At 72.6% G+C, this 23,104-nt stretch carries 22 protein-coding genes; 11 read left to right on the forward strand and 11 right to left on the reverse strand.

Features of this window, described 5'->3' with window-relative positions; translation table 11 throughout:
• Positions 1-98: 98 nt before the first annotated feature.
• The 3 genes from tatA (at position 99) to ACGFWJ_RS16915 (ending at position 2,354) form a co-directional block, all read left to right on the forward strand.
• Positions 99-374: a Sec-independent protein translocase subunit TatA gene (gene tatA / locus ACGFWJ_RS16905; protein WP_392949932.1), complete on the forward strand. Its 276-nt coding sequence runs from the start codon at positions 99-101 to the stop codon at positions 372-374.
• Between the two features lie 163 nt (positions 375-537).
• Positions 538-1,854 carry a hypothetical protein gene (locus ACGFWJ_RS16910; protein WP_392949934.1) on the forward strand — a complete coding sequence of 439 codons (1,317 nt, stop codon included), beginning with the start codon at positions 538-540 and terminating at the stop codon, positions 1,852-1,854.
• On the forward strand, positions 1,851-2,354 hold the full coding sequence (locus ACGFWJ_RS16915; RefSeq protein WP_392949936.1) for a potassium channel family protein: 504 nt from the start codon (positions 1,851-1,853) through the stop codon (positions 2,352-2,354). Before ACGFWJ_RS16910 ends, ACGFWJ_RS16915 begins: the two co-directional genes overlap by 4 nt.
• 2 nt (positions 2,355-2,356) lie before the next feature.
• On the opposite strand, the gene ACGFWJ_RS16920 is transcribed toward ACGFWJ_RS16915, so the two are convergent.
• From ACGFWJ_RS16920 to ACGFWJ_RS16935, 4 genes are all read right to left on the reverse strand, one after another.
• Positions 2,357-3,877, reverse strand: coding sequence for a protein kinase (locus tag ACGFWJ_RS16920; protein WP_392949939.1), 1,521 nt, complete (start codon positions 3,875-3,877; stop codon positions 2,357-2,359).
• 86 nt (positions 3,878-3,963) lie between these two features.
• On the reverse strand, positions 3,964-4,101 hold the full coding sequence (locus tag ACGFWJ_RS16925) for a hypothetical protein (RefSeq protein WP_387638937.1): 138 nt from the start codon (positions 4,099-4,101) through the stop codon (positions 3,964-3,966).
• A gap of 274 nt (positions 4,102-4,375) precedes the next feature.
• Positions 4,376-5,302 carry a hypothetical protein gene (locus tag ACGFWJ_RS16930; protein ID WP_392949942.1) on the reverse strand — a complete coding sequence of 309 codons (927 nt, stop codon included), beginning with the start codon at positions 5,300-5,302 and terminating at the stop codon, positions 4,376-4,378.
• Positions 5,299-6,033, reverse strand: coding sequence for an RNA polymerase sigma factor (locus tag ACGFWJ_RS16935; protein ID WP_392949945.1), 735 nt, complete (start codon positions 6,031-6,033; stop codon positions 5,299-5,301). The genes ACGFWJ_RS16930 and ACGFWJ_RS16935 overlap by 4 nt, the downstream gene beginning before the upstream one ends.
• A gap of 302 nt (positions 6,034-6,335) precedes the next feature.
• Between ACGFWJ_RS16935 and ACGFWJ_RS16940 the strand changes: the two genes are divergently transcribed.
• From ACGFWJ_RS16940 to ACGFWJ_RS16950, 3 genes are read left to right on the forward strand one after another with little or no spacing between them, the layout of a single operon-like run.
• A complete protein-coding gene (locus ACGFWJ_RS16940; protein ID WP_392949948.1) occupies positions 6,336-7,025 on the forward strand; it encodes a hypothetical protein in 690 nt (229 codons plus the stop codon).
• Positions 7,026-7,079: 54 nt separating this feature from the next.
• Positions 7,080-7,817, forward strand: a complete 738-nt coding sequence (locus tag ACGFWJ_RS16945) for a tyrosine-protein phosphatase (RefSeq protein ID WP_392949951.1) — start codon at positions 7,080-7,082, stop codon at positions 7,815-7,817.
• A 53-nt stretch (positions 7,818-7,870) separates the two neighbouring features.
• Entirely contained in the window at positions 7,871-8,563 is a 693-nt protein-coding gene (locus ACGFWJ_RS16950) for a class I SAM-dependent DNA methyltransferase (RefSeq protein ID WP_392949954.1), read from the forward strand.
• A 131-nt stretch (positions 8,564-8,694) separates the two neighbouring features.
• Here ACGFWJ_RS16950 and ACGFWJ_RS16955 read toward each other — a convergent pair whose 3' ends face one another.
• Complete coding sequence (locus ACGFWJ_RS16955) at positions 8,695-9,189, reverse strand: NUDIX domain-containing protein (protein WP_392949957.1); 495 nt, start codon at positions 9,187-9,189, stop codon at positions 8,695-8,697.
• An 89-nt stretch (positions 9,190-9,278) separates the two neighbouring features.
• The gene (locus ACGFWJ_RS16960) at positions 9,279-9,557 is read right to left on the reverse strand and encodes a hypothetical protein (RefSeq protein ID WP_387638954.1); all 279 of its coding nucleotides are present in this window, start codon (positions 9,555-9,557) and stop codon (positions 9,279-9,281) included.
• 127 nt (positions 9,558-9,684) lie between these two features.
• Between ACGFWJ_RS16960 and ACGFWJ_RS16965 the strand changes: the two genes are divergently transcribed.
• Complete coding sequence (locus ACGFWJ_RS16965; protein WP_392949960.1) at positions 9,685-12,144, forward strand: YbhN family protein; 2,460 nt, start codon at positions 9,685-9,687, stop codon at positions 12,142-12,144.
• 10 nt (positions 12,145-12,154) lie between these two features.
• Here ACGFWJ_RS16965 and ACGFWJ_RS16970 read toward each other — a convergent pair whose 3' ends face one another.
• Positions 12,155-12,382 (reverse strand): hypothetical protein, encoded by a 228-nt coding sequence (locus tag ACGFWJ_RS16970; protein ID WP_387638959.1) that lies wholly within the window; start codon positions 12,380-12,382, stop codon positions 12,155-12,157.
• 134 nt (positions 12,383-12,516) lie between these two features.
• Here ACGFWJ_RS16970 and ACGFWJ_RS16975 point away from each other — a divergent pair, with 134 nt between their 5' ends.
• From ACGFWJ_RS16975 to ACGFWJ_RS16990, 4 genes are all read left to right on the forward strand, one after another.
• Complete coding sequence (locus tag ACGFWJ_RS16975) at positions 12,517-14,043, forward strand: ATP-dependent DNA ligase (RefSeq protein WP_392949964.1); 1,527 nt, start codon at positions 12,517-12,519, stop codon at positions 14,041-14,043.
• Between the two features lie 128 nt (positions 14,044-14,171).
• Entirely contained in the window at positions 14,172-14,774 is a 603-nt protein-coding gene (locus ACGFWJ_RS16980) for a superoxide dismutase (protein ID WP_387638965.1), read from the forward strand.
• Between the two features lie 79 nt (positions 14,775-14,853).
• Positions 14,854-15,747 (forward strand): RNA polymerase sigma factor SigJ, encoded by an 894-nt coding sequence (sigJ, locus tag ACGFWJ_RS16985; RefSeq protein ID WP_392949967.1) that lies wholly within the window; start codon positions 14,854-14,856, stop codon positions 15,745-15,747.
• Between the two features lie 47 nt (positions 15,748-15,794).
• Complete coding sequence (locus ACGFWJ_RS16990; protein ID WP_392949970.1) at positions 15,795-16,580, forward strand: SDR family oxidoreductase; 786 nt, start codon at positions 15,795-15,797, stop codon at positions 16,578-16,580.
• A gap of 106 nt (positions 16,581-16,686) precedes the next feature.
• On the opposite strand, the gene ACGFWJ_RS16995 is transcribed toward ACGFWJ_RS16990, so the two are convergent.
• From ACGFWJ_RS16995 to ACGFWJ_RS17010, 4 genes are all read right to left on the reverse strand, one after another.
• Positions 16,687-17,286: a hypothetical protein gene (locus ACGFWJ_RS16995; RefSeq protein WP_392949973.1), complete on the reverse strand. Its 600-nt coding sequence runs from the start codon at positions 17,284-17,286 to the stop codon at positions 16,687-16,689.
• 10 nt (positions 17,287-17,296) lie between these two features.
• Positions 17,297-18,550 carry an ABC transporter permease gene (locus ACGFWJ_RS17000; protein WP_392949975.1) on the reverse strand — a complete coding sequence of 418 codons (1,254 nt, stop codon included), beginning with the start codon at positions 18,548-18,550 and terminating at the stop codon, positions 17,297-17,299.
• Positions 18,547-19,302 carry an ATP-binding cassette domain-containing protein gene (locus tag ACGFWJ_RS17005; RefSeq protein WP_392949977.1) on the reverse strand — a complete coding sequence of 252 codons (756 nt, stop codon included), beginning with the start codon at positions 19,300-19,302 and terminating at the stop codon, positions 18,547-18,549. The genes ACGFWJ_RS17000 and ACGFWJ_RS17005 overlap by 4 nt, the downstream gene beginning before the upstream one ends.
• A 427-nt stretch (positions 19,303-19,729) precedes the next feature.
• A complete protein-coding gene (locus ACGFWJ_RS17010; RefSeq protein ID WP_392949980.1) occupies positions 19,730-22,801 on the reverse strand; it encodes an N-6 DNA methylase in 3,072 nt (1,023 codons plus the stop codon).
• Between the last annotated feature and the right edge of the window lie 303 nt (positions 22,802-23,104).

Below are 23,104 nucleotides of genomic sequence, written 5' to 3' on the forward strand. Positions count from 1 at the left end.
ACGTTCGCCGATAACGCCAGGCATACTGGCCGAGTCGGGCGTTCCGTCCGGCCCAGACGTCACAGCGAGAACTTCCACGAAAGGACCGGTGGTCAGGGATGTTCCGTAACGGTCTTGAGCCCTGGCACATCGCCATCATGGTGGTGGTGCTGGTCCTGCTGTTCGGCTCGAAGAAGCTGCCCGAGATGGCCCGCGGCCTCGGCAAGTCGATGCGCATCCTGAAGGCCGAGACGAAGGCCCTGCGCGAGGACGACGCCCCCGCCGCCGAGGCGCAGAACGGCACCGCCGCCTCGCAGGCCGAAGCGCCCCGCCAGGCCGTCGAGCCGACCGTCATCACCAAGGCCACCGAGACGCCCAAGTCGACCACGGCCTGACACCCGCCGGCCCCCCGGGCCGACGCCACAAGGTCTTCCGGAGCCCCCGCACCGCCCCTCGGCGGTCCGGGGGTTCCGGCATGTCGGCGCACTCCGAGTGGCTGGCTGAATTGTTCCGGTATCTCCTGGTATTCACCTGACGGCGGATCACCTGGGAGGACTGATGACGGCCGAGTCCCCGGACGAGAGCGAAGTCGCCGCCCTGCGCGCCAGGGTCGCCTCCCTGGAGTCGCAGGAGAAGCCCCGCCGGCACCGGGTCCGGTCGTTCTTCGCCGTCGTGCTGATCGTGCTGGCCGCGCTGCTCACCCCATTGGCGGTGGTCGCCTCCTGGAGCCGGGCGCAGGTCACCGACACCAACCGGTTCGTGGCCACGCTGGCCCCGCTGTCGTCCGACCCGGCCGTGCAGGGCGCGGTCGCCAACCGGGCGACGAACGCGATCATGGAGCAGCTGCCGATCTCCGACCTGCTGAACGAGGTGGCGCCCCCCGACCGGCCGGCCCTGAACGCCGCACTGGGCAGGATCGGGCCGGCACTGACCGACGGGCTGACCGGGTTCGTCCACGACCAGGTGCTGAACGTCGTCCAGTCGGACGCGTTCGCCGGCATCTGGGAGAACATCCTGCGCAACGCGCACGCCACGTTCACCAAGGTGCTGACCGGGCAGGGCGGCGGCGCCGTACAGGTCAAGGGCGACACCGTCACCCTCGACCTGGCGCCGGTGATCACCCAGGTCAAGGACCGGCTGGTGGCGAACGGGGTGGGGCTGGCGGCGAAGATCCCCGAGACGCACACCGACTTCGTCCTGGTGCAGTCGGACGCCGTGAAGAAGGCCCAGACCGGGCTGCGGCTGCTCGACGTGGCCGGGCTCTGGGTGCCGGTGCTGGCGGTGCTGTGCGCCGTCGGCGGCATCCTGCTGGCGGTGCACCACCGCCGGGCCACCGTCGGGGCGGCGCTCGGCATGGCGTTCGCGGCGGTGCTGCTCGGCATCGGGCTGACCGTGTTCCGGGCGCTGTACCTCGACAAGCTGCCCGCCGACGTCGACCAGGCCGCCGCGATGGCGGTCTACGACACCCTGGTCCGCTACCTGCGGGCCGCCGTCCGGATGCTGCTGGCGCTGGGCATCGTGATCGCGCTCGCGGCCTGGCTGACCGGCTCCGGCCGGCGGGCCGGCTGGGTGCGGCAGCTGTGGCAGGCCGGACTGGGCGCCGTCCGGCGGGCCGCCGAGGGCATCGGGATGCGGCTCGGCCCGGTCGGCCGGTTCGTGCACCGGCGGAAGGCCTGGCTGGGCTGGGGCGCCGTCCTGGTGGCCGCGATCGTGCTGCTCACCTGGGGCTATCCGACGGCGGTGGTGGTGCTCTGGATCGCGGTGGTGCTGCTGGCCGTGCTGGCGGTGCTGGAGTTCCTCGACACGCCCCCCGAAGAGCCTGTGGCGCCGTCGGACGGAACCGGTGGCGGCGACGGGAAGGCCGGGCCGGTATGAAGGAGATGGCCCGGACGTACCTCGCCCTGCTGGGCGGGCCGGTCCTGCTGCTGACGGCCTTCTTCACGATCCCGCTGGACTGGTTCGGGCCGCACCACCCACTGCTCAGCTGGGTGACCTTCATCGTCCTGCTCGCACTGGTCGGGGTGGGCCTGCTGCGCGAGGCCCGGCGGCAGTTCCTGGGCCTGTCGGGGCGGCCCGTCCCGGTGATCCTGACGCTGCTGTCCGGGGCGCTGGTGGTGTTCTCCGCGGCGTACCTGGGAATGTCCAAGCAGCCGGGTGAGCTGGTGGGCCTGACCACCAAGGTCGACGCGCTGTACTTCACGGTGATCACCATGGCGACCGTCGGCTACGGCGACATCCACCCGTCCGGACAGGTGGCCCGGGTCGTGGTGATGATCCAAGTGCTGTACACCGTGGTGTTCCTGACGACGGGTGTGACGGCGCTGTCCCGCCAGGTGCGGACCCGGGCCATCAGCCGGGCCCGCGGCGGCCAGTAGGACTACTGCTCGTCCGCCTTCGCCTGGGTGTGCACGGCGGAGAGCAGCGCGTTCAGGCGGTTGTTCCAGCCGCCCAGCGTGGCGTTGTCGACGGCCTTGCGCTTCGCGAGGTCGCGCAGCACCCGCTGGGCGTCCTTGAGGGTGCTCTCCGCGTCGTCGGCGCGGTGGTCGCCCACGGCCTGGGCGGCCTGGTCGAGGAGGTTCGTCAGGGTGTCCTGGCGGTCGCGTTCGTGGGCGAAGGCGGCCTGGGCGATGTCGGCGCGCAGCTGGGCGATCTGGGCGGCCACGGTGGGCTTGGCACTGGTGGACGGCTTGGCGCTCGCGGACGGCTTGGCCGAGGCGCTCGTGGACGGGGAGGCCACGGGGGCGCTGCTGTTCGCGGCGGGCGGCGAAGCGGAAGTGGCGGGCTGGGCCGCCGGGGTGGAGTCGCCGCCGCCGAGCGAGAACGCGGCGATGCCGGCCACGCAGGCGAACACGGCGGCGCCGACGCCCGCGTACACCAGTGGGTTGCGGCCGCGCCGGGGCGGCGGCGGCTCCTCCTCCCGGCGGGCGGACATCGGCATCGGCATCGGCGGGAGCACCGAGGTGCGGTGCTGCTCGGTCCACGGCCGGTGCTGCGGGGGCGGCGGCACGGCCCCGGGGACGGGCGGCAGCACCTGGGTGGCGGCGCCGAGCAGTTCGGCGGTGCGGTCGGTGGGGGCGGCCGGGACGGCGGCGAGCAGCTCGGCGGCGGCCGCGTTCGCGTCGGCGGGGCGTTCGGCGGCGTGCTTGGCGAGCAGCCGCAGGATCGCGGCGTCCAGCGCGGGCGGCACGTGGGGGCGGACGGCGGTGACCGGCACCGGGTACTCGGTGACGTGCTTGAAGGCGATCGCGACGGGGGTGTCGGCGGTGAACGGCGGTGCGCCGGTGAGCATTTCGAACAGCACGCAGCCGACGGCGTACAGGTCGGCACGGGCGTCGACCTCACCGGCGGTGGCCTGCTCCGGCGAGAGGTAGGCGGCGGTGCCCACCACCGAGGCGGCCTGGGTGAGCTGCTGGCCGGAGGAGGAGCCGACCCGGGCGATGCCGAAGTCCACCACCTTCACCCCGCCGTCGTGGGTGATCATGATGTTGCCGGGCTTGATGTCGCGGTGCACCAGGCCCTGGGCGTGCGCGGCAGCCAGCCCGTCCAGCACGGCGGCGGCGATGCCGACGGCGCGCTCCACCGGCAGGGTGCCCAGGTCGGCGATCAGCTTGCCCAAGGTGTCTCCATGCACCAGCTCCATCACCAGGTACGGGGAGCCCTGGTCGAGGCCGGAGTCGAAGACCGTGACGATCCGCGGGTGCGACAGCAGCGCGGCCAGCCGGGCCTCGCGGGCGAACCGCTCGGCGAACCGGGGGTCGTCGGCGAGCCCGCCGTTGAGCACCTTCACCGCGACCGGGCGGCCCAACTGGTGGTCCAGGGCCCGGTAGACGGTGGCCATCCCGCCGACGCCGAGTATCTCGCCGAGCTCGTAGCGCCCGTTCAGCGCGCGTCCGATCATCGGATACTCCCCTCACCTCGGTCGGGCTCCCGTGAACCATAGCGGGCACCCGCCCGCGTCGTGCCGCGGGCGCTGTACCGGTCCGGCTACGGGCGCTGGACCAGCAGGGCGGCGATCAGGGCGGCCAGCGCGGCGGTGAGCAGGGCGCGGGCGGTCCGCGGCGAGCCGTGCACGGCCAGCCGGGCCGCGCGCTCGGCGCGGGGCGAGGTACGCGGGAAGCTCATCGCCAGCTCGCCTGGCGGTGCGTCAGGTCGGTCACCGGGGACTCCAGAGGTTTCGGGCGGGACGCCGGGGTGAGCCCCGGACGGACGGTGGACCCGGGGGAGTTCAGCCGTCCGTCCGGAGCGGTTCCGGACGGCCGCGGACCCGGGGGAGTCCATGGGCCGACCGGAGGGGTTTCCGGACGGGCGGGGCCCGGGGGAGCCATGTCGCCCGTCCGGAGTGCGGTCCGGGCGGCCGGCGGACACAGGGGAATCCGCCGGCCGTCCGGAGTCGGTGTCAGTCCTGGTCGTCGCCCCCGCCCCTGGACTGCTGGTTGCCGCCGCGACCGGGCCGCCCCGACGCAGCGGCCGACGTGGCGGCCGACGCGGACGCGGACGGGCCGGCCGACGGACGGCCGTGGCCGTTCTGCCCGTTGCCGTTCTGCCCGTTCTGCCCGTTGCCGGTCTGGCCGCTGTCGTTCCGGTCACTGTCGTTCCGGTCGCCGCCGTGGGCGGCGAGCTGCGCGCAGTACCCGGTCACCTTCTCCGCGGCGCCGGCCGCGCGCAGCAGCTCGGCCAGCGCCGGGTCGGCGGCGGCCTCCTTCGGCTTGGCGCCGGACGAGACCCGCGTCGTGAAGCCCCGGCACAGGGTGGCCAGGTCGGGCGCCTGCCCGGGGTCGGCGGACGCCGGGCCGGACGGCCGGTCGGACGCGCCGCCCGGGCGGGTGGCGGCGTTGGACGGCTTGGCGGTGCGGCTCGGGGTACCGGTCGGCGATCCGTCCGGCGCGTTCGGGGACGACGCGGGCGCGGCGGCGGCCGGCGGGGCCGGGGCGGGACCGCCCAGGACCTCGGGCAGCCGGCCCGTCCCGGCGGCGACGGCGACTCCGCCGACGGCGGTCACGCCCAGCGCGACGGCCATGGCCTTCGCGCTGAGGGCCCGCGCGAGCGCGGTGTCCGCCATCTTTCGTCTCCGGTGCTGACTGGGGGCCGGCTGGCGACGAGCCTGCCGGAACGCGGCCACGGCCCCCTCTTCGCCGGGCAGCGGACCGTCGTCCGCCGGCCCGGTCGCCGCGGCGGCGGCGAGCAGTGCGGCGAGCTCGGGCCGTCCTGGCGCGGGCTGCTGCCCGGCGGAGGGGTCCTGACCGGCCTCCGGGTCGACCGTCGTGCCGCGGAGCAGCTGCTCCGCGGCGGCGCGATCGATCCGGCGGGATCGGTTGGTGCTCATCTCATATCCCTCAGCGTCGGCACCTGCGCCGGTGTCACACCCTGCGCGGAGATTTTTTTCCCGGCCCCCCGGCGGGGGAGCCCGGCGACCGCTCCCCCGGTCTGGTCAAGCGTCTTGGCGAGCCGCCGCAGCCCCCGGTGCGCGGCCATCCGGACGCTGCCGGCCCGTTTGCCCAGCACCTTCGCGGCGCTCTCCGCGTCCAGCCCGAGCACCACCCGCAGCAGCACCGCCTCGGCCTGGTCGGGCGGCAGCGAGGCGATCAGCGCGAGCGCGTCGGAGGTGGCGACGGTGGTCATCGCCTGGCCCGCGGTGTCCTCGACGGCGGCCAGTTCGGCCAGGTACTCCACCGGCAGGTCGGCGACCGGCCGGCGGCGCACCCGGCGCAGGTGGTCCATGGCGCGGTTGCGGGCGATGGTCGCGGCCCAGCCGCGGAAGCCGTCCGCGTCGCCCCGGAAACCCGGCAGGTCACGGGCGATCTGCAGCCACGCCTCGGAGGCGATGTCCTCGGCGTCCTCGGCCCTGCCGCCGACCAGTACCCGCAGGTAGCGCAGCAGCCCGGGCTGGACGGCCCGGAACAGGACCCGGAACGCCTCCTCGTCGCCGTCCTGGGCGGCCAGGACGGCGGCGGCGAGATCCGCCCGCCGGCCGGCCGGGCGGTCCGGCGCGTCCGGACGGCCGCGCCGGTCGCCGTCGCCCGCCCCGTGGTGTTCAGCACTGTGCACCCGCCACATGATGCGCCATCCGGGTGCCCCGGCCCAGCCGCGGGGCGTGGCACGGGCGGTGACGGAGCGGTGGCTGCCCGGTGTGGGGCCGGGTGCCGCCGGGTGTGCGCGCGGTGCAGGCCGACGGGCCGTCAGCTTCGGGACCAAGGACCCGGCCCGGGCCGACCTTCGTCCCGCCGGCTGCTGTCGTTCGCCCGCGGATTCGCCCCACTCCCCCGCCATACGGTGCAAACAGGGACATTCCGTCCCGATCCGGAGCCCGGCGGCCGCCCGCCCGCTCCGCTGCACGAGCCATCGAACCGGGAGACGCCATGAGCACCGCCCAGGAGCTGTACACGACGGGAATCCGCGAGCACTTCGCGCCCGCCCTGCGCGCCCTGGGCCTCCAGGGCTGGCGCCACTCGTTCTCGCTGCCGGACCGCGACCGGTGGGCGGTGCTCGGCGTGCAGGCGGTGCACGCGGACGGGCGGGTGCGCTACACCGTCAACCTCTCCGTCACCGACAAGGCCGCCTGGGACCGGCGGAGCATCCGCCCCTGCGCCAACACCCCTACGGGGCTTGAGCGTTGGCGCGCCCCGATCGGCGAGGTGATGCCGGTCGGCGGCGAGGTCTGGTGGGAGGTCGCGCCCGGCCCGCGCTGGCTGGTCGCCGTCGAGGACTCGGTGGCCGCCGTCCGCGGCTACGCGCTGCCCGAACTGCGCCGCCGGCTGCGCCCCGACGACCGCGGGCCCTACCTGCTGCCGGCCGCCCTCGACGGCGTCAACAACGCCCTCGCGATCGCCGGCGTCGCCCGCATCCAGCGCGCCGAACTCACCGACCACGTCCTCGAGTTGCACGGCGCGTGGAGCCGCCACGACCCGGCCGCCCGGCAGGTCCTGGCCGGCGCCGCCCGCGGCTTCCTGTCCGCCCGCGACCGGCGGTTCCGGCTGGTCCGGGCGCTCGACACCCTCGGCCGCCCGCTGTGGGAGTTCCCGGCCGGGAACCACGGCGAAGCGGACTGAGTCCTTCTCAGTACCGGCACGCGCCGGCACAGAAACACCTCCGGGGGGAAGCACATGACGGGGACCGCCACGACGTCCGCGCCGACACTGTCGCACGAGCAGCGCCGACTCGACTGGGACGGCTGCCTGAACGTCCGCGACCTGGGCGGCCTGCCCACCCGCGACGGCCGGCTCACCCGCACCGGCGCGATCGTCCGCGCGGACAACCTCGACCGGCTCACCGCCGAGGGCCGCAGCGCCCTGCTCGACTACGGCGTGCGCACCGTCATCGACCTGCGCAACCCCGTCGAGTACCGGCCGCTGCTGCCCACCCCCGACACCGTCGACCTGGTCCGCGTCCCGCTCGACGCATTGGCCGGCCCCGACTGGTGGGCCCGCTTCGGCGCCCTCGACGGCACCCCGCTGTCCTTCCGCCCCTACCTCGACCACTGCCGGGACGCCGTCGCCCAACTCGTCACCGCCGTCGCCCACGCCCGGGAGGGCGGCATCGTCGTGCACTGCGGCGCCGGCCGCGACCGCACCGGTCTGGCCGCGCTCGTCCTGCTCGCCCTCGCCGGCGTCGAACCCGCCGCGATCGCCGAGGACTACCTGCTGTCCGCCGCGAACCTGCGGCCGCTGTGGACCCTCCTCGACCGCCCCGGCGAAGAGGCCGACATCGCCCGCGTCCTCGCCGACGCCGGCACCACCGCCGAAGGCGCCCTGCACGCGGTGCTCACCGAATTCGACGCCGCGCAGTGGCTGCCCGCCGCCGACGTCGCCGCGCTCCGAACCCGCCTGCTCTCCACCAACTGACGCGCCATCAAATGGTTCGCGCCCCACGGCGGGCGCGAACCATACTGCGCCGCATGGTGGACTTCTCCGTTTTCGACACCCGCGGCTACCCGACCGTCGACGTCCGCACCGGCTACGCCGGCTGGGTCGACAGCTACGAACAGACCGTGCAGGACGCGATGGACCTCGACGTCCTGGCCCGACTCGCCGTCCCCGCCTGGTCCGACGCCCGCACCGCCGTCGACCTCGGCTGCGGCACCGGCCGCACCGGCGCCTGGCTGCGCGACCGCGGCGTCGGCGCGATCGACGGCGTCGACCTCACCCCCGAGATGCTCGCCCGCGCCCGCGAACGCGGCGCCCACCGCACCCTCACCGAGGCCGACCTCGCCGCCACCGGACTGCCCACCGCCGCGTACGACCTGGCGGCCTGCTCCCTGGTCGACGAACACCTCGCCGACCTCACCCCCCTCTACCGCGAGGCCCACCGCCTGGTCCGGCCCGGCGGCCTGTTCGTCCTGGTCGGTCTCCACCCCGCCTTCATCATGTCCGCCGGCATGCCCACCCACTACGACGGCCCCGACGGCCCCGTCGCCATCACCACCCACGTCCACCTGGTCAGCGACCACCTCACCGCCGGCCTCGCCGCCGGCTGGCGCCTCGCCGAAATGCGCGAACAGACCGTCGGCGACGACTGGATCGCCCTCAAGCCCAAGTGGTCCACCCACCGCGGCCAACCGGTCTCCGCGGCCTACGTCTGGCAAGCGTGAACCCAGGGGCGCGTGGGGGCACCTCCCAGCCCCCTAGGGCTGGGGGAGAACTGCGCGAAGCGGAAGGACCCAACCGCAAGATCGCGACGCCGAACAATGACTTGCACGCGCTCGCGACCGTCCAGACCCGCTCAGAACCCCGAGTTCGGCGCCGTCACCACCCGCGTCCGCCCATCCGCCCTCGCAGCCAGCCCCGCCTCCAAGCGGAGCGCTCGCGCCGGCCCGAGCAGGGCCATCGCCTCGGGAACGGTCGCCCACCGGTACGCGTCGAGCTCCCCCGTCGGCAGCGCGATGGGGGTGTCCGCCGGGAAGACGCCCAGGTCGAAGAGGAAGTGGCAGGCGGGGTGGCCGAGTTCGCCGCTGGGGTGGGTCCAGGCGACGGCCAGCAGGTCGCCCGCCTCGCGGTGCAGCCCGGTCTCCTCGTGGAGTTCGCGGGTGGCGCACTGCTGCGCGTTCTCTCCGAGGTCGACGGTGCCACCGACGAACTGCCAGGCGTCCCGGTAGCCGGCCTTGACGATCAGGACCCGTCCGTCGGGGTCGGTGATCAGGCAGCCCGCGGCGGCGTACACGCGGGGCAGGGAGGCGAGCCAGTCCTCACGGGAGGCGAACTCGGGGGCGTCGGCCATGTCACTCCTTCGGCGGGGGTGGGGGCGTGCGGCCCCACTCTCCCACCCCCTCCGAGGCGCGTGCACCGAGGGTTCCCGTGCCGGACGGCTCAGTGTTCGGAGTGCCGTTCCGCGCCGCGGTGCCGGTGTCCGGGCAGTTCGGTGTGTGCGGCGGGCCCGTCGGCCGGGCCCGCCGTGGCGGGTGTCCGGCGTCCGCCGTGGCTGAACACGGCGTCGCCCGGGTAACCAGCCGTCTCGGCGGCGCGCGTGGTGTCGGTGTGCAGTTGCGGCGCGAGAGGTGCCGGGTCGGCCTCCATCGTGCGGTCCTGCAGCACCTGATGGCTGCCCTCGCGGAGCCTGATCATCCCGTCGGTCGGTTGCTTGGTCATCGCCGGCCTCCCTTCATCGGCTTCGTCAGCCCGATATGCCCATTATCGGCCCGTATCCCTCGCGACGCCTTGAACTCCCTTTACCGAAAGGCCAGCTCAGGCCCCCCGCGATATGGGACCATGCCCCGTGGCCACGGTGATACAAGCCGACGAATCCCAGGAACAGCGCACCGCACAATCCGCCCCGCGCGGCGGCCAGACGGACCGGGTCCGGCACCCGGCCGCCCTGATCCGCCTGGTCTCCGGGTTGTGCTGGATCGCCCTGGTGTTGCTGCTGGCGGGCTACGCCCGCTCTTCCGCGCTCGGTCTGGACACCGACGTCTCGCGCGTCACCGACCAGATGCCCTGGCCGCCGGTCAAGCTCGCGGCCGCGCTGTGCGGCGGCGCCCTGCTGCTGGTGCCGCTGGGCTACGCCGTCGACCGGCTGCTGCACGCCGACGGCCGCCGGGTCGCGGACGGTGTCCTCGCCGCCGTCGGCGCGTACGGCCTCTCGCTTCTCCTGGACCTGCTGGCCGGCGACCTCACCACGCTCACCCACCCGCTGTCCGGCGGCGACGGCCGCACCGACCCGGTGTACGGGCACCTCGCGCCGGTGCTGGCGTTCATGACCGCGATCGGCACCACCGGCATGCGCCGCTGGCGCAGCGCGCTGGCCGTCACCCTGACGCTGTCCGGCCTGTCCGGGCTGATCACCGGGTACGCCACCCCGCTGTCGCTGGTGCTGTCGCTGCTGCTCGGCTGGACCACCGCGCACGCCACCCGGTACGCCGTCGGCGAGCCGGTCGGCACGCCCACCGAGGACCAGATCGCCGCCGCGCTGACCGCCTGCGGCGTTCGCCCCGACGCGGTGCTCGCGCTCGGCCCGAGCCGCTACCTGGTCACCCAGCACGACGGCCGCCCCGACCTGGACGTCCACCTGCTCGACCGGCACGTCCAGGCCAGCGGACTGCTCGGCCACCTGTGGCTGGCGCTGCGCCTGCGCACCGCGCCCCGCCCACTCGGCCTGCGCCCGCTGCGCGCCGGGCTCGAGCACCAGACCCTGCTCGGTCACGCCGCGGCCGCCGCGGGCGTGCGCACCCGCACGCCCGTCGCCGCCGTCGAGCTGGGCCCGGACGCCGCGCTGGTCGCCTACCGGCGGATCGACGCCAGCCCGTTCGCCGAACTGTTCACCGAGTGCACCCCGGCCGCTGCCGGGGAAGAACCGGCCGCCGCCGACCCCGGCATCACCCCCACCGACGCGGAACTGCGCGACGCCTGGCAGCAGTTGGCGCTGCTGCAACGCCGCCGGATCGCGCACCGTTCGATCTCCCCGCAGACCGTCCTGCTGGACGCCGAGGGCCGGGTCCACCTGGTCGGCCTGGCCCGCGGCGAGATCGCGGCCAGTGACCTGCTGCTGCGCCTGGACGTGGCCGGCATGCTCGCCGTCCTCGCCGTGCACGCGGGGCCGGAACGGGCGGTGCGGGCCGCGATCGACGTGCTCGGCCGGGGCCCGGTCGGCGCCGCGCTGCCGCTGTTGCAGCCGATCGCGCTGGCCCGCGACACCCGCGCCGCGCTCGCCCAGCACAAGCAGCTGGCCGGCGAACTGCGCGCCGAGGTGCAGCGGCAGATGCCGCAGGCCGCCACCGAACCCGTCCGGCTGGAGCGGGTGCGCCCGCGCACGCTGCTCAGCATCGTCGCCGGGGTCGCGGTCGGGTACGCGCTGCTGAACTTCCTGTTCAACACCAACGTCAACCCGGTCACGCTGGTCGCCGACTCCGACCCGCTGTGGCTGGCCGGCGCGGTGCTCTGGGCCGCGGCCAGCTACCCCGTCGCGACCTTCGCGTTCAGCGGTTTCGTCCCCGAGAAACTGTCGTTCCGCTCCACGCTGGCCGCCCAGGTCGCCGGCGCCTTCGTCAAGGTGGCCGCCCCGGGCGGTGTGGGCGGCCTCGCCCTGAACACCCGCTACCTGCAGTGCGCGAACATCCCCACCGCGCAGGCGATGTCCAGCATCGGCGTCAGCCAGCTGTTCGGCCTGGTGCTGCACATGATGCAGCTCGCCGTGTTCAGCGCCCTGGTCGGCGTGGACACCACGTCCGGCGACGACTCCTCGGCCCTGACCGGCGGCTGGGTGGTGTGGCTGGCCGGGTTGGCCGCCGCGGTCGTCGCGGTGTCGATCGCCGCAGTGCCGTCGCTGCGGCGGCGCGCCCAGACCCTGCTGCGGCCGCTGCGCGCCGAGGTGCTGCCGCGCCTGCTCGACCTGGCCCAGCGGCCCGGCAGGCTCGCCACCGGCGTGGCCGGCCAGCTGCTGGTGTCGATGTGCTTCGTGGCCTGCCTGTACTGCTGCACCCGCGCGGTCGGCCAGCACCCCGGGTTCAACGCCGTCGCGGTGAGCTTCCTGGCCGGCAACGCGGCCGGCAACGTGGTGCCGACGCCGGGCGGCGTGGGCGGCGTGGAGGGTCTGACCGCAGGCATGCTCAAGGCGACCGCGGGCCTCGATTACGGCACCGCGCTCGCCGCGGTGATGCTGTACCGGCTGCTCACTTTCATCCTGCCGGTCCTGCCGGGCTGGGCGGCGTTCACCTGGCTGAAGCGCCGCCGGGCGATCTGACCCGCTCCGGTCACTCGCCCCGGTGGTCCTCGTCCCCCACCGCGACCTCCCGGACCTGCTCCACCGCGTCCCCCTCGGCCGCCGGTGCCGCCCCCAGCTCACGCTGCCGCCGCAACACCTCCAGGTCATCCACCTCCGGCTCCACCGCCTCCCGCTCCGCGTCCCCCGCATCCAGCACGGTCGGGGTCGGCTCGTCGACGTCCTCGGGGTATTCGGGGTTCTCCGCATTCAGGCGCATACCACCAGTATCCGGCGCAACCCCGTATAACGGTCACCTTTGGAGCGGCGGGTCTCGCACCCGCGCGGAGCGCGTGCGCCCCGGGTGCGCTCGTACGGTGGTCGGTGGGGCCCGTGTGGTGGAGGGTGGTCGGGATGCTGGTGGCGGAGGTGGCCGGGGCGTCGGCGCGGTTGGCGGGGACGGCGGCGCGGTCGGAGAAGGTACGGGTGCTGGCGGAGCTGTTCGGGCGGGTGTCGGCCGAGGAGGCGCCGCTGGTGGTGGCGTACCTGGCGGGGCGGTTGCCGCAGCGGAAGGTCGGGGTGGGGTGGCAGACCTTGCGGGAGCGGCCGGAGCCCGCCGCCGGGGCGACTCTCGGGGTGCTGGAGCTGGACCGCCGGCTGTCCGCCCTCGCGGCCCTCGCCGGTCCCGGCTCGCAGCGCGAACGCCGGCGCCAGGTGGGCGAGTTGATGGCGCTGGCCACCGGGCAGGAGCAGCACTTCCTGCTCGGCCTGCTCTCCGGCGAGCTGCGCCAGGGCGCGCTGGACGCGGTGGCGGTGGAGGGCCTGGCGGCAGCCGTCGGCGCACCGGCGGAGGCGGTTCGGCGGGCACTCATGCTGTCGGGCGAACTCGGGCCGCTGGCGGGCCGGTTGGTCGAGCAGGGCCCGGCCGCGCTGGACGCCTTCCGGCTGGCCGTCGGCCGCCCGGTGCAGCCGATGCTGGCGCAGAGCGCGAAGGACATCGACGAGGCCCTGGACCGGCTCGGCCCGTGCGCGGTGGAGGAGAAACTGGACGGCATCCGGATCCAGGCGCACCGGCACGGCGACACGGTGCGCCTCTACACCCGGACGCTCGCCGAGATCACCGCCCGGCTGCCCGAAGTGGCTGCGCTGGTACGGGAGTTGCCGCAGGAGCGGCTCATCCTCGACGGCGAGGTGCTGGCGTTGGACGAGGAGGGGCTGCCGCGGCCGTTCCAGCAGACGTCCGGCCGGGTCGGCTCGCACGGCGAGCACACCGAACTCCCGCTGTCCGCCGTCTTCTTCGACCTGCTGCTGACCGGCGACCGGGACCTGCTGGACGCCCCCGCCGCCGAACGCCGCGCCGAACTCGCCGCGCTGGTCCCGGAATCCGCCCGGGTCCGGCACCTCCGGGTGGACGACCCGTCCGATCCCGAACAGCGGCAGCTGGCCCGCGAGTTCACCCGCGCGGCGACCGCCGAGCACCGGCACGAGGGGGTGGTGGTGAAGTCGCTGGACGCGCCGTACAGCGCGGGGCGGCGCGGTTCGTCCTGGCTGAAGGTGAAGCCCGTCCACACCCTCGACCTGGTGGTGCTGGCCGCCGAGTGGGGGCACGGGCGGCGCACCGGCCGGCTGTCCAACCTGCACCTCGGGGCGCGGCGGCCGGACGGCACGTTCGCGATGCTCGGCAAGACGTTCAAGGGCCTCACCGACAGTCTGCTGGAGTGGCAGACGGCGCGGCTGCGGGAGTTGGCGGTCCGCGAGGAACGCTGGGGTGTGGTGGTGCGGCCCGAGCTGGTGGTGGAGATCGCCTTCGACGGCGTCCAGCGTTCCAGCCGCTACCCGGAGGGGGTGACGCTGCGCTTCGCCCGGGTGCTGCGCTACCGGGAGGACAAGCGCGCGGCCGAGGCGGACACGGTGGAGTCGGTGGCGGCGCTGCTTCCTTGACGGCCCATGACATCGGAGGACCCCCAACGAAACCCGCCCTTAATGCCCCATCATCGCTCTTGCAAACAAGTTGCAATAGGGTGGCCCTCGCAACGGATCATCCGTCGACCGAGAGGGGCTGCTCACCCATGGGTGCCTACACGCTGCCTGACCTGCCCTACGACTACTCCGCCCTGGAGCGGGCGATGTCCGCCGAAATCCTGGAGCTCCACCACTCCAAGCACCACCAGGCGTACGTCAACGGCGCCAACCTGACGCTGGAACAGCTCGCCGAGGCCCGCGACAAGGAGCAGTTCGGCTCGCTGGTCGGCCTGCAGAAGACCCTCGCCTTCAACCTGTCCGGCCACGTCCTGCACTCGCTGTTCTGGCAGAACCTCTCCCCCGAGGGCGGCGACCGCCCGGACGGCGCGCTCGCCGACGCCATCGCCGAGCACTTCGGCAGCTTCGAGGCGTTCAAGCAGCAGCTGACCACCGCCACCGTCGGCGTCCAGGGCTCCGGCTGGGGCATCCTCTCCTGGGAGCCGCTCGGCAAGCGCCTGATCGTCGAGCAGGTCTACGACCACCACGGCAACGTCGGCCAGGGCACCGTCCCGCTGCTCGCCTTCGACGCCTGGGAGCACGCCTACTACCTGCAGTACAAGAACGTCCGCCCCGACTACGTCACCCGCCTCTGGGACGTCGTCAACTGGCAGGACGTCACCACCCGTTTCACCGCCGCCACTTCCGCCTGACGGCCGCACCTCCGCCGGGGCCCGCCACCGCGGCAGGCCCCGGCTCGGCCGTGCGCGCGGCCCCGCTACCGTGGGCGGCATGAACGCGGCACAGGAGTTCGAGACCCACCGGCCGCGGCTGTTCTCGCTCGCGTACCGGATGCTCGGATCCGCCGCGGAGGCCGAGGACGCCGTGCAGGACGCCTACCTGCGCTGGCACGGGGCGCTGCGGGAGCAGATCGCCGCGCCCGGGCCGTGGCTGAACAAGGTGCTCACCAACCTGTGCCTGAACCGCCTCACCTCCGCCCGGGCCCGGCGCGAGGAGTACCCGGGCACCTGGCTGCCCGAACCGGTCGCCACCGGCGCCGGCGCCCTCGGGCCGATGGAGCACGCCGAGCAGCGCGAGGCGGTGTCCTTCGCGGTCCTCACCCTGATGGAGCGGCTCACCCCGCCCGAGCGGGCCTCGGTGGTGCTGCGCGACGCGTTCGGCTACAGCCACCGCGAGATCGCCGGCGTCCTGGACTGCTCCGAGCCCGCCGCCCGCCAGCTCTACCACCGCGGCCACCGGCACCTGACCGACGACGCCCCGCAGCCCGCACCCGACCCGGCCCAGAACGCCGCCCTGCTGCAACGCTTCCTCTCCGCCGCGGCCGACGGCGCACTCGACCGGCTCGAACAACTCCTCGCCGAACAGGTCGTGGTGTGGGCGGACGGCGGCGGCAAGGTCCGGGCCGCGCTGCGCCCGGTGACCGGCCGCGACAACGCCACCCGCTTCCTCGCCGGGCTGTTCGCCCGCTTCACCACCGGCGTCCGGTTCGAGGCCGCCGAGGCCAACGGGCTTCCGGCGATACTCGGTTGGGAGGGCAACCGGCTCACCTCGCTGGGCGCCATCGATGTCGGCCCGGACGGCGTCACCACCGTCCGGATCCTGCGCAACCCCGACAAACTCGCCCACTTCGCGGCCCACCACCGCCCGCTGTCACAGAACGCCTGACCGCCCGGTTCCTTCCTGTACCGACCCTCCTGGAAGGAACCACCACCATGGACGACCGCACCCTGCTGGTGACCGGCGCGACCGGCGTACTCGGCCGCGAAATCCTGCGCCGGGCGCACGAAACCGGCTGCCCGGTCCGCGCCCTGACCCGCCGCACCACCCCGCCGGACCTCCCGGGCGCGACCGGCACCGACTGGCGCACCGGCGACCTCGTCACCAACGTCGGCCTGGACGCCGCCCTGATCGGCGTCGACACGGTGATCCACTGCGCCAGCGACCCGCGCCGCCCCAAGGACGACCTGCCGGCCTTCCGCCACCTGCTCGACGCGGCCCGCCGGGCCGGCATCCGACACATCGTCAACGTCTCGATCGTCGGAATCGACCAGGTCCCGCTGAAGTACTACCGCGTCAAACTGGAGGTCGAGCGCCTGCTCGCCGAGTCCGGCCTCGGCTGGACCAACCTGCGCGCCACCCAGTTCCCCCAGCTCCTCGACGGCATGCTCACCACCCTCGCCCGGCTGCCCGTCCTCCCGATGCTCGCCGGCACCCCCTGCCAGCCCGTCCACCCCGCCGAGGTCGCCGACCGCCTGGTGACCCTCGCCCTCGGCCAACCCGCCGGCCACGCACCGGACTTCGGCGGCCCCGAGATCCACCCCTCCACCGAGCTCGCCGCCAGTTGGCTCCGCGCCACCCACCCCCGCCGCCGCCGCGTCCTCCCCGTCCACCTCCCCGGCCGCCTCGGCACCGCCCTCCGCCAGGGCCACCTCACCACCCCCGCCCACCCCGACGGCACCACCACCTGGTCCGACTACCTCGCCACCCGCCGCGCCTGACCTCCCCGGGGCCGCACCCACCCGCCCGTGCGGCCCCGATCAGCGGTCCAGGAACACTCCTGATGCGGCCGACCGCGCAGCGCCTTCAGCAGGGTTCCACCGCCGCTCACCGACGGCGCGCCAGCGCCCGCCACCGCCACGGCGTCAGCCACCAGGCCGCCGCGCCCACCGCGAGCGAACCCGCCGCCAGTACCCAGCAGGCCGCACTCCGCGGGTCCGCCCACGGCCAGTTCCACCAGCGCACCGCTCCGGACGCGTCCCAGCCCAGGTACGTCAGTGGGAAGAAGGTGGCAAGCGGCAGGACCCAGACCTGCCGACGCCCGAACAGTCGCCCCGAGAGCACCGCGAGCCCACACCAGATCAGCACGGCCCGCCCCACCATGACCGCGCTCGCCGGACCGGAGACGATCGCCTCCACGCCGCCCGCCAGGCCCAGCGCCACCGCCCCGGCGGCCAGCAGCTGGACCCGTTCGGCCCGCCGCATCCGGAACCCGCCCACCGCTTCCCAGCTGTCCATCCCGCTGTGCGGTGATCCCGCCACCAGTGCCGCCCAGACGGCGGCCAGCACCATCCGCAGCTGCATGGTGCTGTCGCCGTACGCCCCGGGAAGCGCCATCGCGACCGAGCCGAACCACAGCTGGGCACCCGTCAACCCCGCGGCGGCGAGCGCCGCCCAGCCGGCCCGACGCGGGCGCGCGAACAGCATCAACCCGTTCTCAGCCACAGTCGCCGCCGCGCGGCAGCCGCTGGTCCACCCAGGCGAGCTGCACCTCCTCGGGCTGGGCGACCAGCCGCCCGACCGCCTCCTGGTCGACGCCGGGCGGCCCGCCGTGGACACTCGCCGGAACGCCGTGACCCGCGAACCGGGCGGTCAGCCAGGCGATCAGCTCCCACTGGCCGGCCCCCTCCCGCCCGCACGACAGCGGGACCGTCTCCGCGGCAGTCCCGATCGCCATCGCCGTCGCCACCTCCCAGACCTCGCCCTCCCGCAGGACGAACCTGTTCCCGCGATCGAGCTCCCGCCCGTCCAGCCCCTCCTCCGCGAACTGCGCCGGCACCCGGAACCGCCCGGCGGAAAGCGCCGCCGCCCGCTCGGCCAGCTCCCGCAGCTCGGGCAGGTAACGCCGGTTCTCCGGCCACACGCAGATCTTCGGCACCCCGTCGGTGCACAGCGGACGGGAGGGCGCAGACCGCTGCACCACCAGCGGTCCGGCAAGCGCCCACAGCACCAGCGAACCGGCCAGGGCCAGCACCCCTCCCGCCGTGCCGAACGACCTGGCGCGCCACTTCGGCCCGTGCCCCTCGGTGCGCACCTGCCGTCCGGCACCCACGGCGAGCCCGACCAGCGCCAGCGCGGCGGCAGCCCGGGCGAGCAGCGGCCAGGCCGCGACCGTCCGGGCCGGATACCCGGACAGCGCGACGAGACCGACACCCGGTGACGCGCCCTGCGGCACGAACCCGACCAGCCCGAGAAACACCAGGCACCCCAGCGTGCACACCACCGGAACGGCGAAGAGCGACCGGCCCCCGCGCCCCGCCAGGTGCCCCAACGCCGTGCACCCGGTGATCAGCACCGCCCCCAGCAGCACGTAGCCGGGCCACCAGAAACTCGGCCCGCCGTCGCGCACCGTCACCGCGACCGCGGTCAACATGCCGACCGCGTACGCCGCCAGACCGTACGTCAGGGCTGCCGCCACCTGCACGGCCTCGATCCGCCATGACGGCCGGGCCGCGGCGAAGCCGACCACCACACCGGCACGGCGCCGGGCGGCCGCCGCCCAGGCCGCCGCACCCGCCATCGCCGGCCCGAGGTAGAACGCCGGGATCTGCGCGGCCGCACTGGCCTGCGACCACACCCCGATCCACGACCTGTCCCGCCCGAACAGCACCAGCAGCACCACCGCCACCAGCACGGGAAACACCCACCGCAGCGGCGAGCGGCGCAGCTCCGTCCGGTACGCCCGGCTCATCGGCCCACCGCCTGCCGCCCGTCGAGGGCGCGCATGTAGCCGCGCTCCAGCGGGCTGTCACCCGGATCGCCCGGACGCGCCAACGCCGCCAACTCCCCTGGCGTGCCCCGGAAGACGAGACGTCCACCGTCCATCACCGCGACCTGGTCGCACACCGCCGCGACGTCCTCCACCAGGTGGGTGCTGAGCACCACGCCCGCCCCGGCCAACGAACGGATCAGGGCGCGGAACTCCAGCCGCTGCGCCGGATCCAGACCGACCGTGGGCTCGTCCAGCAGCAGCACCTCGGGCTCACCCACCAGCGCGGCAGCGATCCCGGCCCGGCGGAGCATCCCGCCGGACAGCGACTTCATCCGGACCCGCGCCCGGTCACCGAGCCCGACCGCCTCGACCGCCTTCCGGGCAGCCTCCGTGGCCCGCGCGTCGGGCACCTCGCGCAACCAGGCGCAGTAGCGGACGAACTCCTCCACCGTGTACCCCGGGAAGTACCCGAAGTCCTGCGGCAGAAAGCCGATCCGCCGCCGGGCCACCCGCGCCGCCCGCTCCGAATCGACCGGTCCCCCGCACACCTCCAGCGTCCCGCCGAGCGGCGGCGCCACCGTGGCAAGCGTCCGTAACAGGGTGCTCTTCCCCGCCCCGTTCGGCCCGAGCAGCCCCAACACGCCTTCCCCGACCGCCAGATCCAGCCCCTCGATCACCCGCCGCCCCCGGTACCCCTGCACCAGTCCGACCACCCGCACCCTCGGCTCCACGCCGCGCCTCCCCACCTCAGCCGCACCTCACAGCGCCCCCTACGACACACCACCGCCGCCTTCCCACAGGCCGGGGAACGCCAAAAGGCCCAGGTCATCACTGAATGACCTGGGCCTCTCTCTGAGCCGCCTATGGGATTCGAACCCATGACCTACGCATTACGAGCCCGAGAGTGATCATGTTGGCTGCTGTCAGCATCGGCCACTTGGTGATGAAGTAGCAGGTCAGAGCGCCGCACCGTGATCCACGATCTTGCTCGGACCGGCACGTGTTGCACTGTCCGCTCACGCATCGCTCACGCAGATCCGCTCCCGAGTGGAAGCGGATCTGCATCCGGTCCAACCTCACTGACCCTGACGATCGACCGCGGACACCGCCCCTTCCGCAGGGCTCGCCGGCCTACTCCGCCGCGCCCGCGGCATCTACCTAGTCCAAGAGCTGCCGAACAAGGTCATCCAGCTCCTCGGCATCTTGCGACGTTGCAAGGAACTCGCGCACCACCTGCCGGAGCCTGACGAATCCCTTGCCCTCGTCGAAGGTCAGCTCAGCAATGCGCTTCGCTTCCAGCTCGCCCAGCTCGGCCACACGTGCGTGAGTTGGATTACTCGAATCGAAGATCGGTATCGGCAGCTGCCACACAGCCTTGTCGATGTCCCGCTCGTCCTTTCCGTAGGACATGAGGGGCCTGACCAGCTCGGTGAGCACAGGCGTGTTGAGGATGGCACACAGGTACATGCCTTCCTCCCTGGTGGCCACCGTTCCCCAGTAGAGCTTGTGCTCCATCACCGCGCTCGAATCTTCCACCAACGCCGCTGTCACATGCATGCCCGAGGCGCCGTACACGACCCTCAGCGGCGTGCCAGGGAGCTGCTTCGACAAGCCGCGGTGGAAGTCAAGGCGCTCGGCAAGAGAGAGTCGATCACTTGTCCGATGCGCAGCCCAGGTGTCCTCCGCCCGCCGCCACCAGGCCGCGAGGTCCGGATAGCGATCCAGGTGATCATGATCGCTATGGAGGACGGTAGTTCCACCCTCGATCGGCAGGATCGCGCGTTTGGGTGCAAGAACGCGGTAGGGGAGGATGCTCTCTCCCAGGAGGACGGGGCGGATGAACTCCTTCTCCACCACACCTTCGGCATCCGGGAGCTTCTTCCAAGGCGCCTTCTCCAGCGTGCTCCTGTCGGAGCGCACCTTACGTCGGCCGCCTCCCAGGCCCATCAGGTTCTTACTTTCCTCCTCCTTAACAAAGAAGAGGACCTTGGGGAAGATCGTCGCCCCGTTCATGAATCGAGACGCATAGGGCGACCCAACGAGATCTTCCTTGACGTACTTGAGCTCTGCCGGTTCCCGCTTGATCCAGGCTTCTGCCTTCTGCCAAGTGGAGGCCGCCTTTGCCAGCTTCCCGGTCCAGCGCTCGGTTGCTTTGGGAAGCGGAATGGACACAGAGGACGAAGCGGAGAAGGAGCCCTGCAGCCTACGACCGAAGATCACTGCACTGCCTCGGGGAAAGAAGTGCGGCCGCAGGCGCCGAAGATCCCAAGAGCCATCGAAGCCAACACGGACCTGGCCGTCCGGATCGGGGTAGTCACCTGCACGGAATCCCGACCAGTAGGGGCGGTCGAGAACGGAGTTCGGGACTACAAAAGCGAACCTTCCGTCTTCGCGGAGGTATTGCTGGATGGCACGCGCGATGAACAGGCCCGAAAGATCCTGGTGCGTGGCCACTTCATCGCCGCGCCACAGGTTCCGCGTCATGGACATGTCCTTGAAGAGAACCTGCATGTCCTGCGGCATGTGGCGGTACGACAGCCATGGCGGGTTGCCGACAAGCACATCGACCCGGTTCTCTGCTCGCGACAGCCACATAGGCCGAGCCAGGTTTCGCACGTAGTAGGCCCAGATGTGGTTACGCCCCTCATCGACCAGGTCGCACAGAACGCTGAAGTTTGCCGTCAACTCATCCCGGTCATCCGCCCCAGTGATTCCCAGGTAATTGAAAAGGGAATTAAGGGAGGGCTTTGTGCCGTGTGGCCTACTGCTGCTGGCTGCCCGATCAGCCAGCTCGTTGACAATGTTGTCGAAGCGCGTTGCATCGGCCAGCAAGTGTTCAGAGAACCGAAGTTCATTTTCGAAGAGCTGACCACCAGCACCCGTTCGTATAATGAGATGGCCATGGTCCAGAAGATCGGCTCGCTGCTGCCACTGGACGCTGTCACCCAGGTATACGGGGACCCTTATGGCGCCCCGTTCTTCGCTTAGCAGCCGCTCGCTGCCGACAGCCAGTAGATAGGTAACGCGCGCCAGCGCTACAGCAACAGGGTGGAGATCGATTCCTGCCACATGGTCGGCGAGGCCAACCAGAGCAGCCTTGAGCGGAATGTCGGCCTGCTCGGCAGCCTCCAGATACCGGCGGGCCGCATGAAAGAGGAACGTACCCGAGCCACACGATGGGTCCAGCACACGCTGCTCAAGTGGCGCGGTGACGGTGTCCGAGACGATCTTCTCGGCCAGCCAGTCGGGCGTGTAGTACTCACCCTGCTTCTTCCGAGTCTCGGCGCCAATGACCGACTCGTAGAGGACCTTGAGCACGTCATGCTCAACCTGAGCCCAGTCGAAGCGCGCCAGACGACGAGCCAGCGTGCGCACGAAGCTCTCGCCGCCGGGGACCTCCATGATCCAACCGAAGAAGTCGGACTCGACCACGCCGTAGAGGTTGGCTACGCGGAAGAGCTCGCCGTTAATGAGCGTCGCTGGCTGGACCTCCTTCACGTCCTCGCCGAGAACCAGGTGAGCAATCACGTCAGCAGTCGCTACCAGGAGGGTATGTTCGATGAACAGCTCGTCGCTGTCCTCGAACTGCGCGCCGAGCGCACTTCGGAGGAGTCTCGCCCAGAGCTCTCGTTTGAGCTTCACCGTGGGAAGAGCCGCGTTGTCTTCATAGAGGGCCGCGAGACTCGCGCGGTCCAGCTGGTGCGAGACGCTGGCCGCACCGAGCTTGGCTTCGATGACCGCCGGCGTCGGCTTGATGCTGACAGCAGTCGCCAGCACCCCCTCCAGCCAGGTCAGCAGGTCAGACGCGGCCGTTCGCGCCTTGACCTCGAAGCGGCTTACCTGTGTGAATGTGTCCCCGGAGAGGCTGTACGCCCTCCAGTCAGCTCCGTCCGTGAGCACTCCCACATACCGCTGCCCAACCTGCTGGGTCCTGGTACGCACGTAGCCTTCGAGCTGATCTTCAGCCTTCTTGAGGATCGTCGCGCCTCGGAGATCCTTCTTGGTCTCGATGGCCGTGTAGCCGATCTCGATGTCGATCCGGCGACCGTCGCCCACCTGAGTCTCAAGGTCAACCTCGACCTCTTCCAGATCCTCGTCGCCGAGGTTCAGAGCCCCCTCTAGAAGAAGCGTGCGCACATCCGCTTGAAGGGTCGCCTCAGAACGACCGGGCTTGCGGTCGATCAAACGAGCGAGGAGCTTTTCGAGACTGGTTTGCGGTGCCGTCGTCATCTGGGTCCCTCGGTCTCGCGCACCCTGCCAGTGAACTGGCGAGGCCGAAACCTCCCCCTTCCTTCTCGTGCTCCAAGGCGCTGCCGGCGTTCTCGACGATCAGCTCGGACGTAGCCATTCTGCCGCAGCTCGACCTCGCCGCCAGCGACTCGGCTAGATCAGGGCTTCGGACCGTGAACGGCTGCTACTGAGAGCACCGAGGGTCGCCCTGCTACCCAGGGAGCTGCCTCTTGAGGTCGCAGCGCTGGCGGCTCAGTCAAGGAAGAGGTGCATGCCCGCACGGTAGTCGCCCCTCTGCTGGCG

This window comes from Kitasatospora sp. NPDC048407, assembly GCF_043200475.1.
Taxonomy (GTDB): domain Bacteria; phylum Actinomycetota; class Actinomycetes; order Streptomycetales; family Streptomycetaceae; genus Kitasatospora.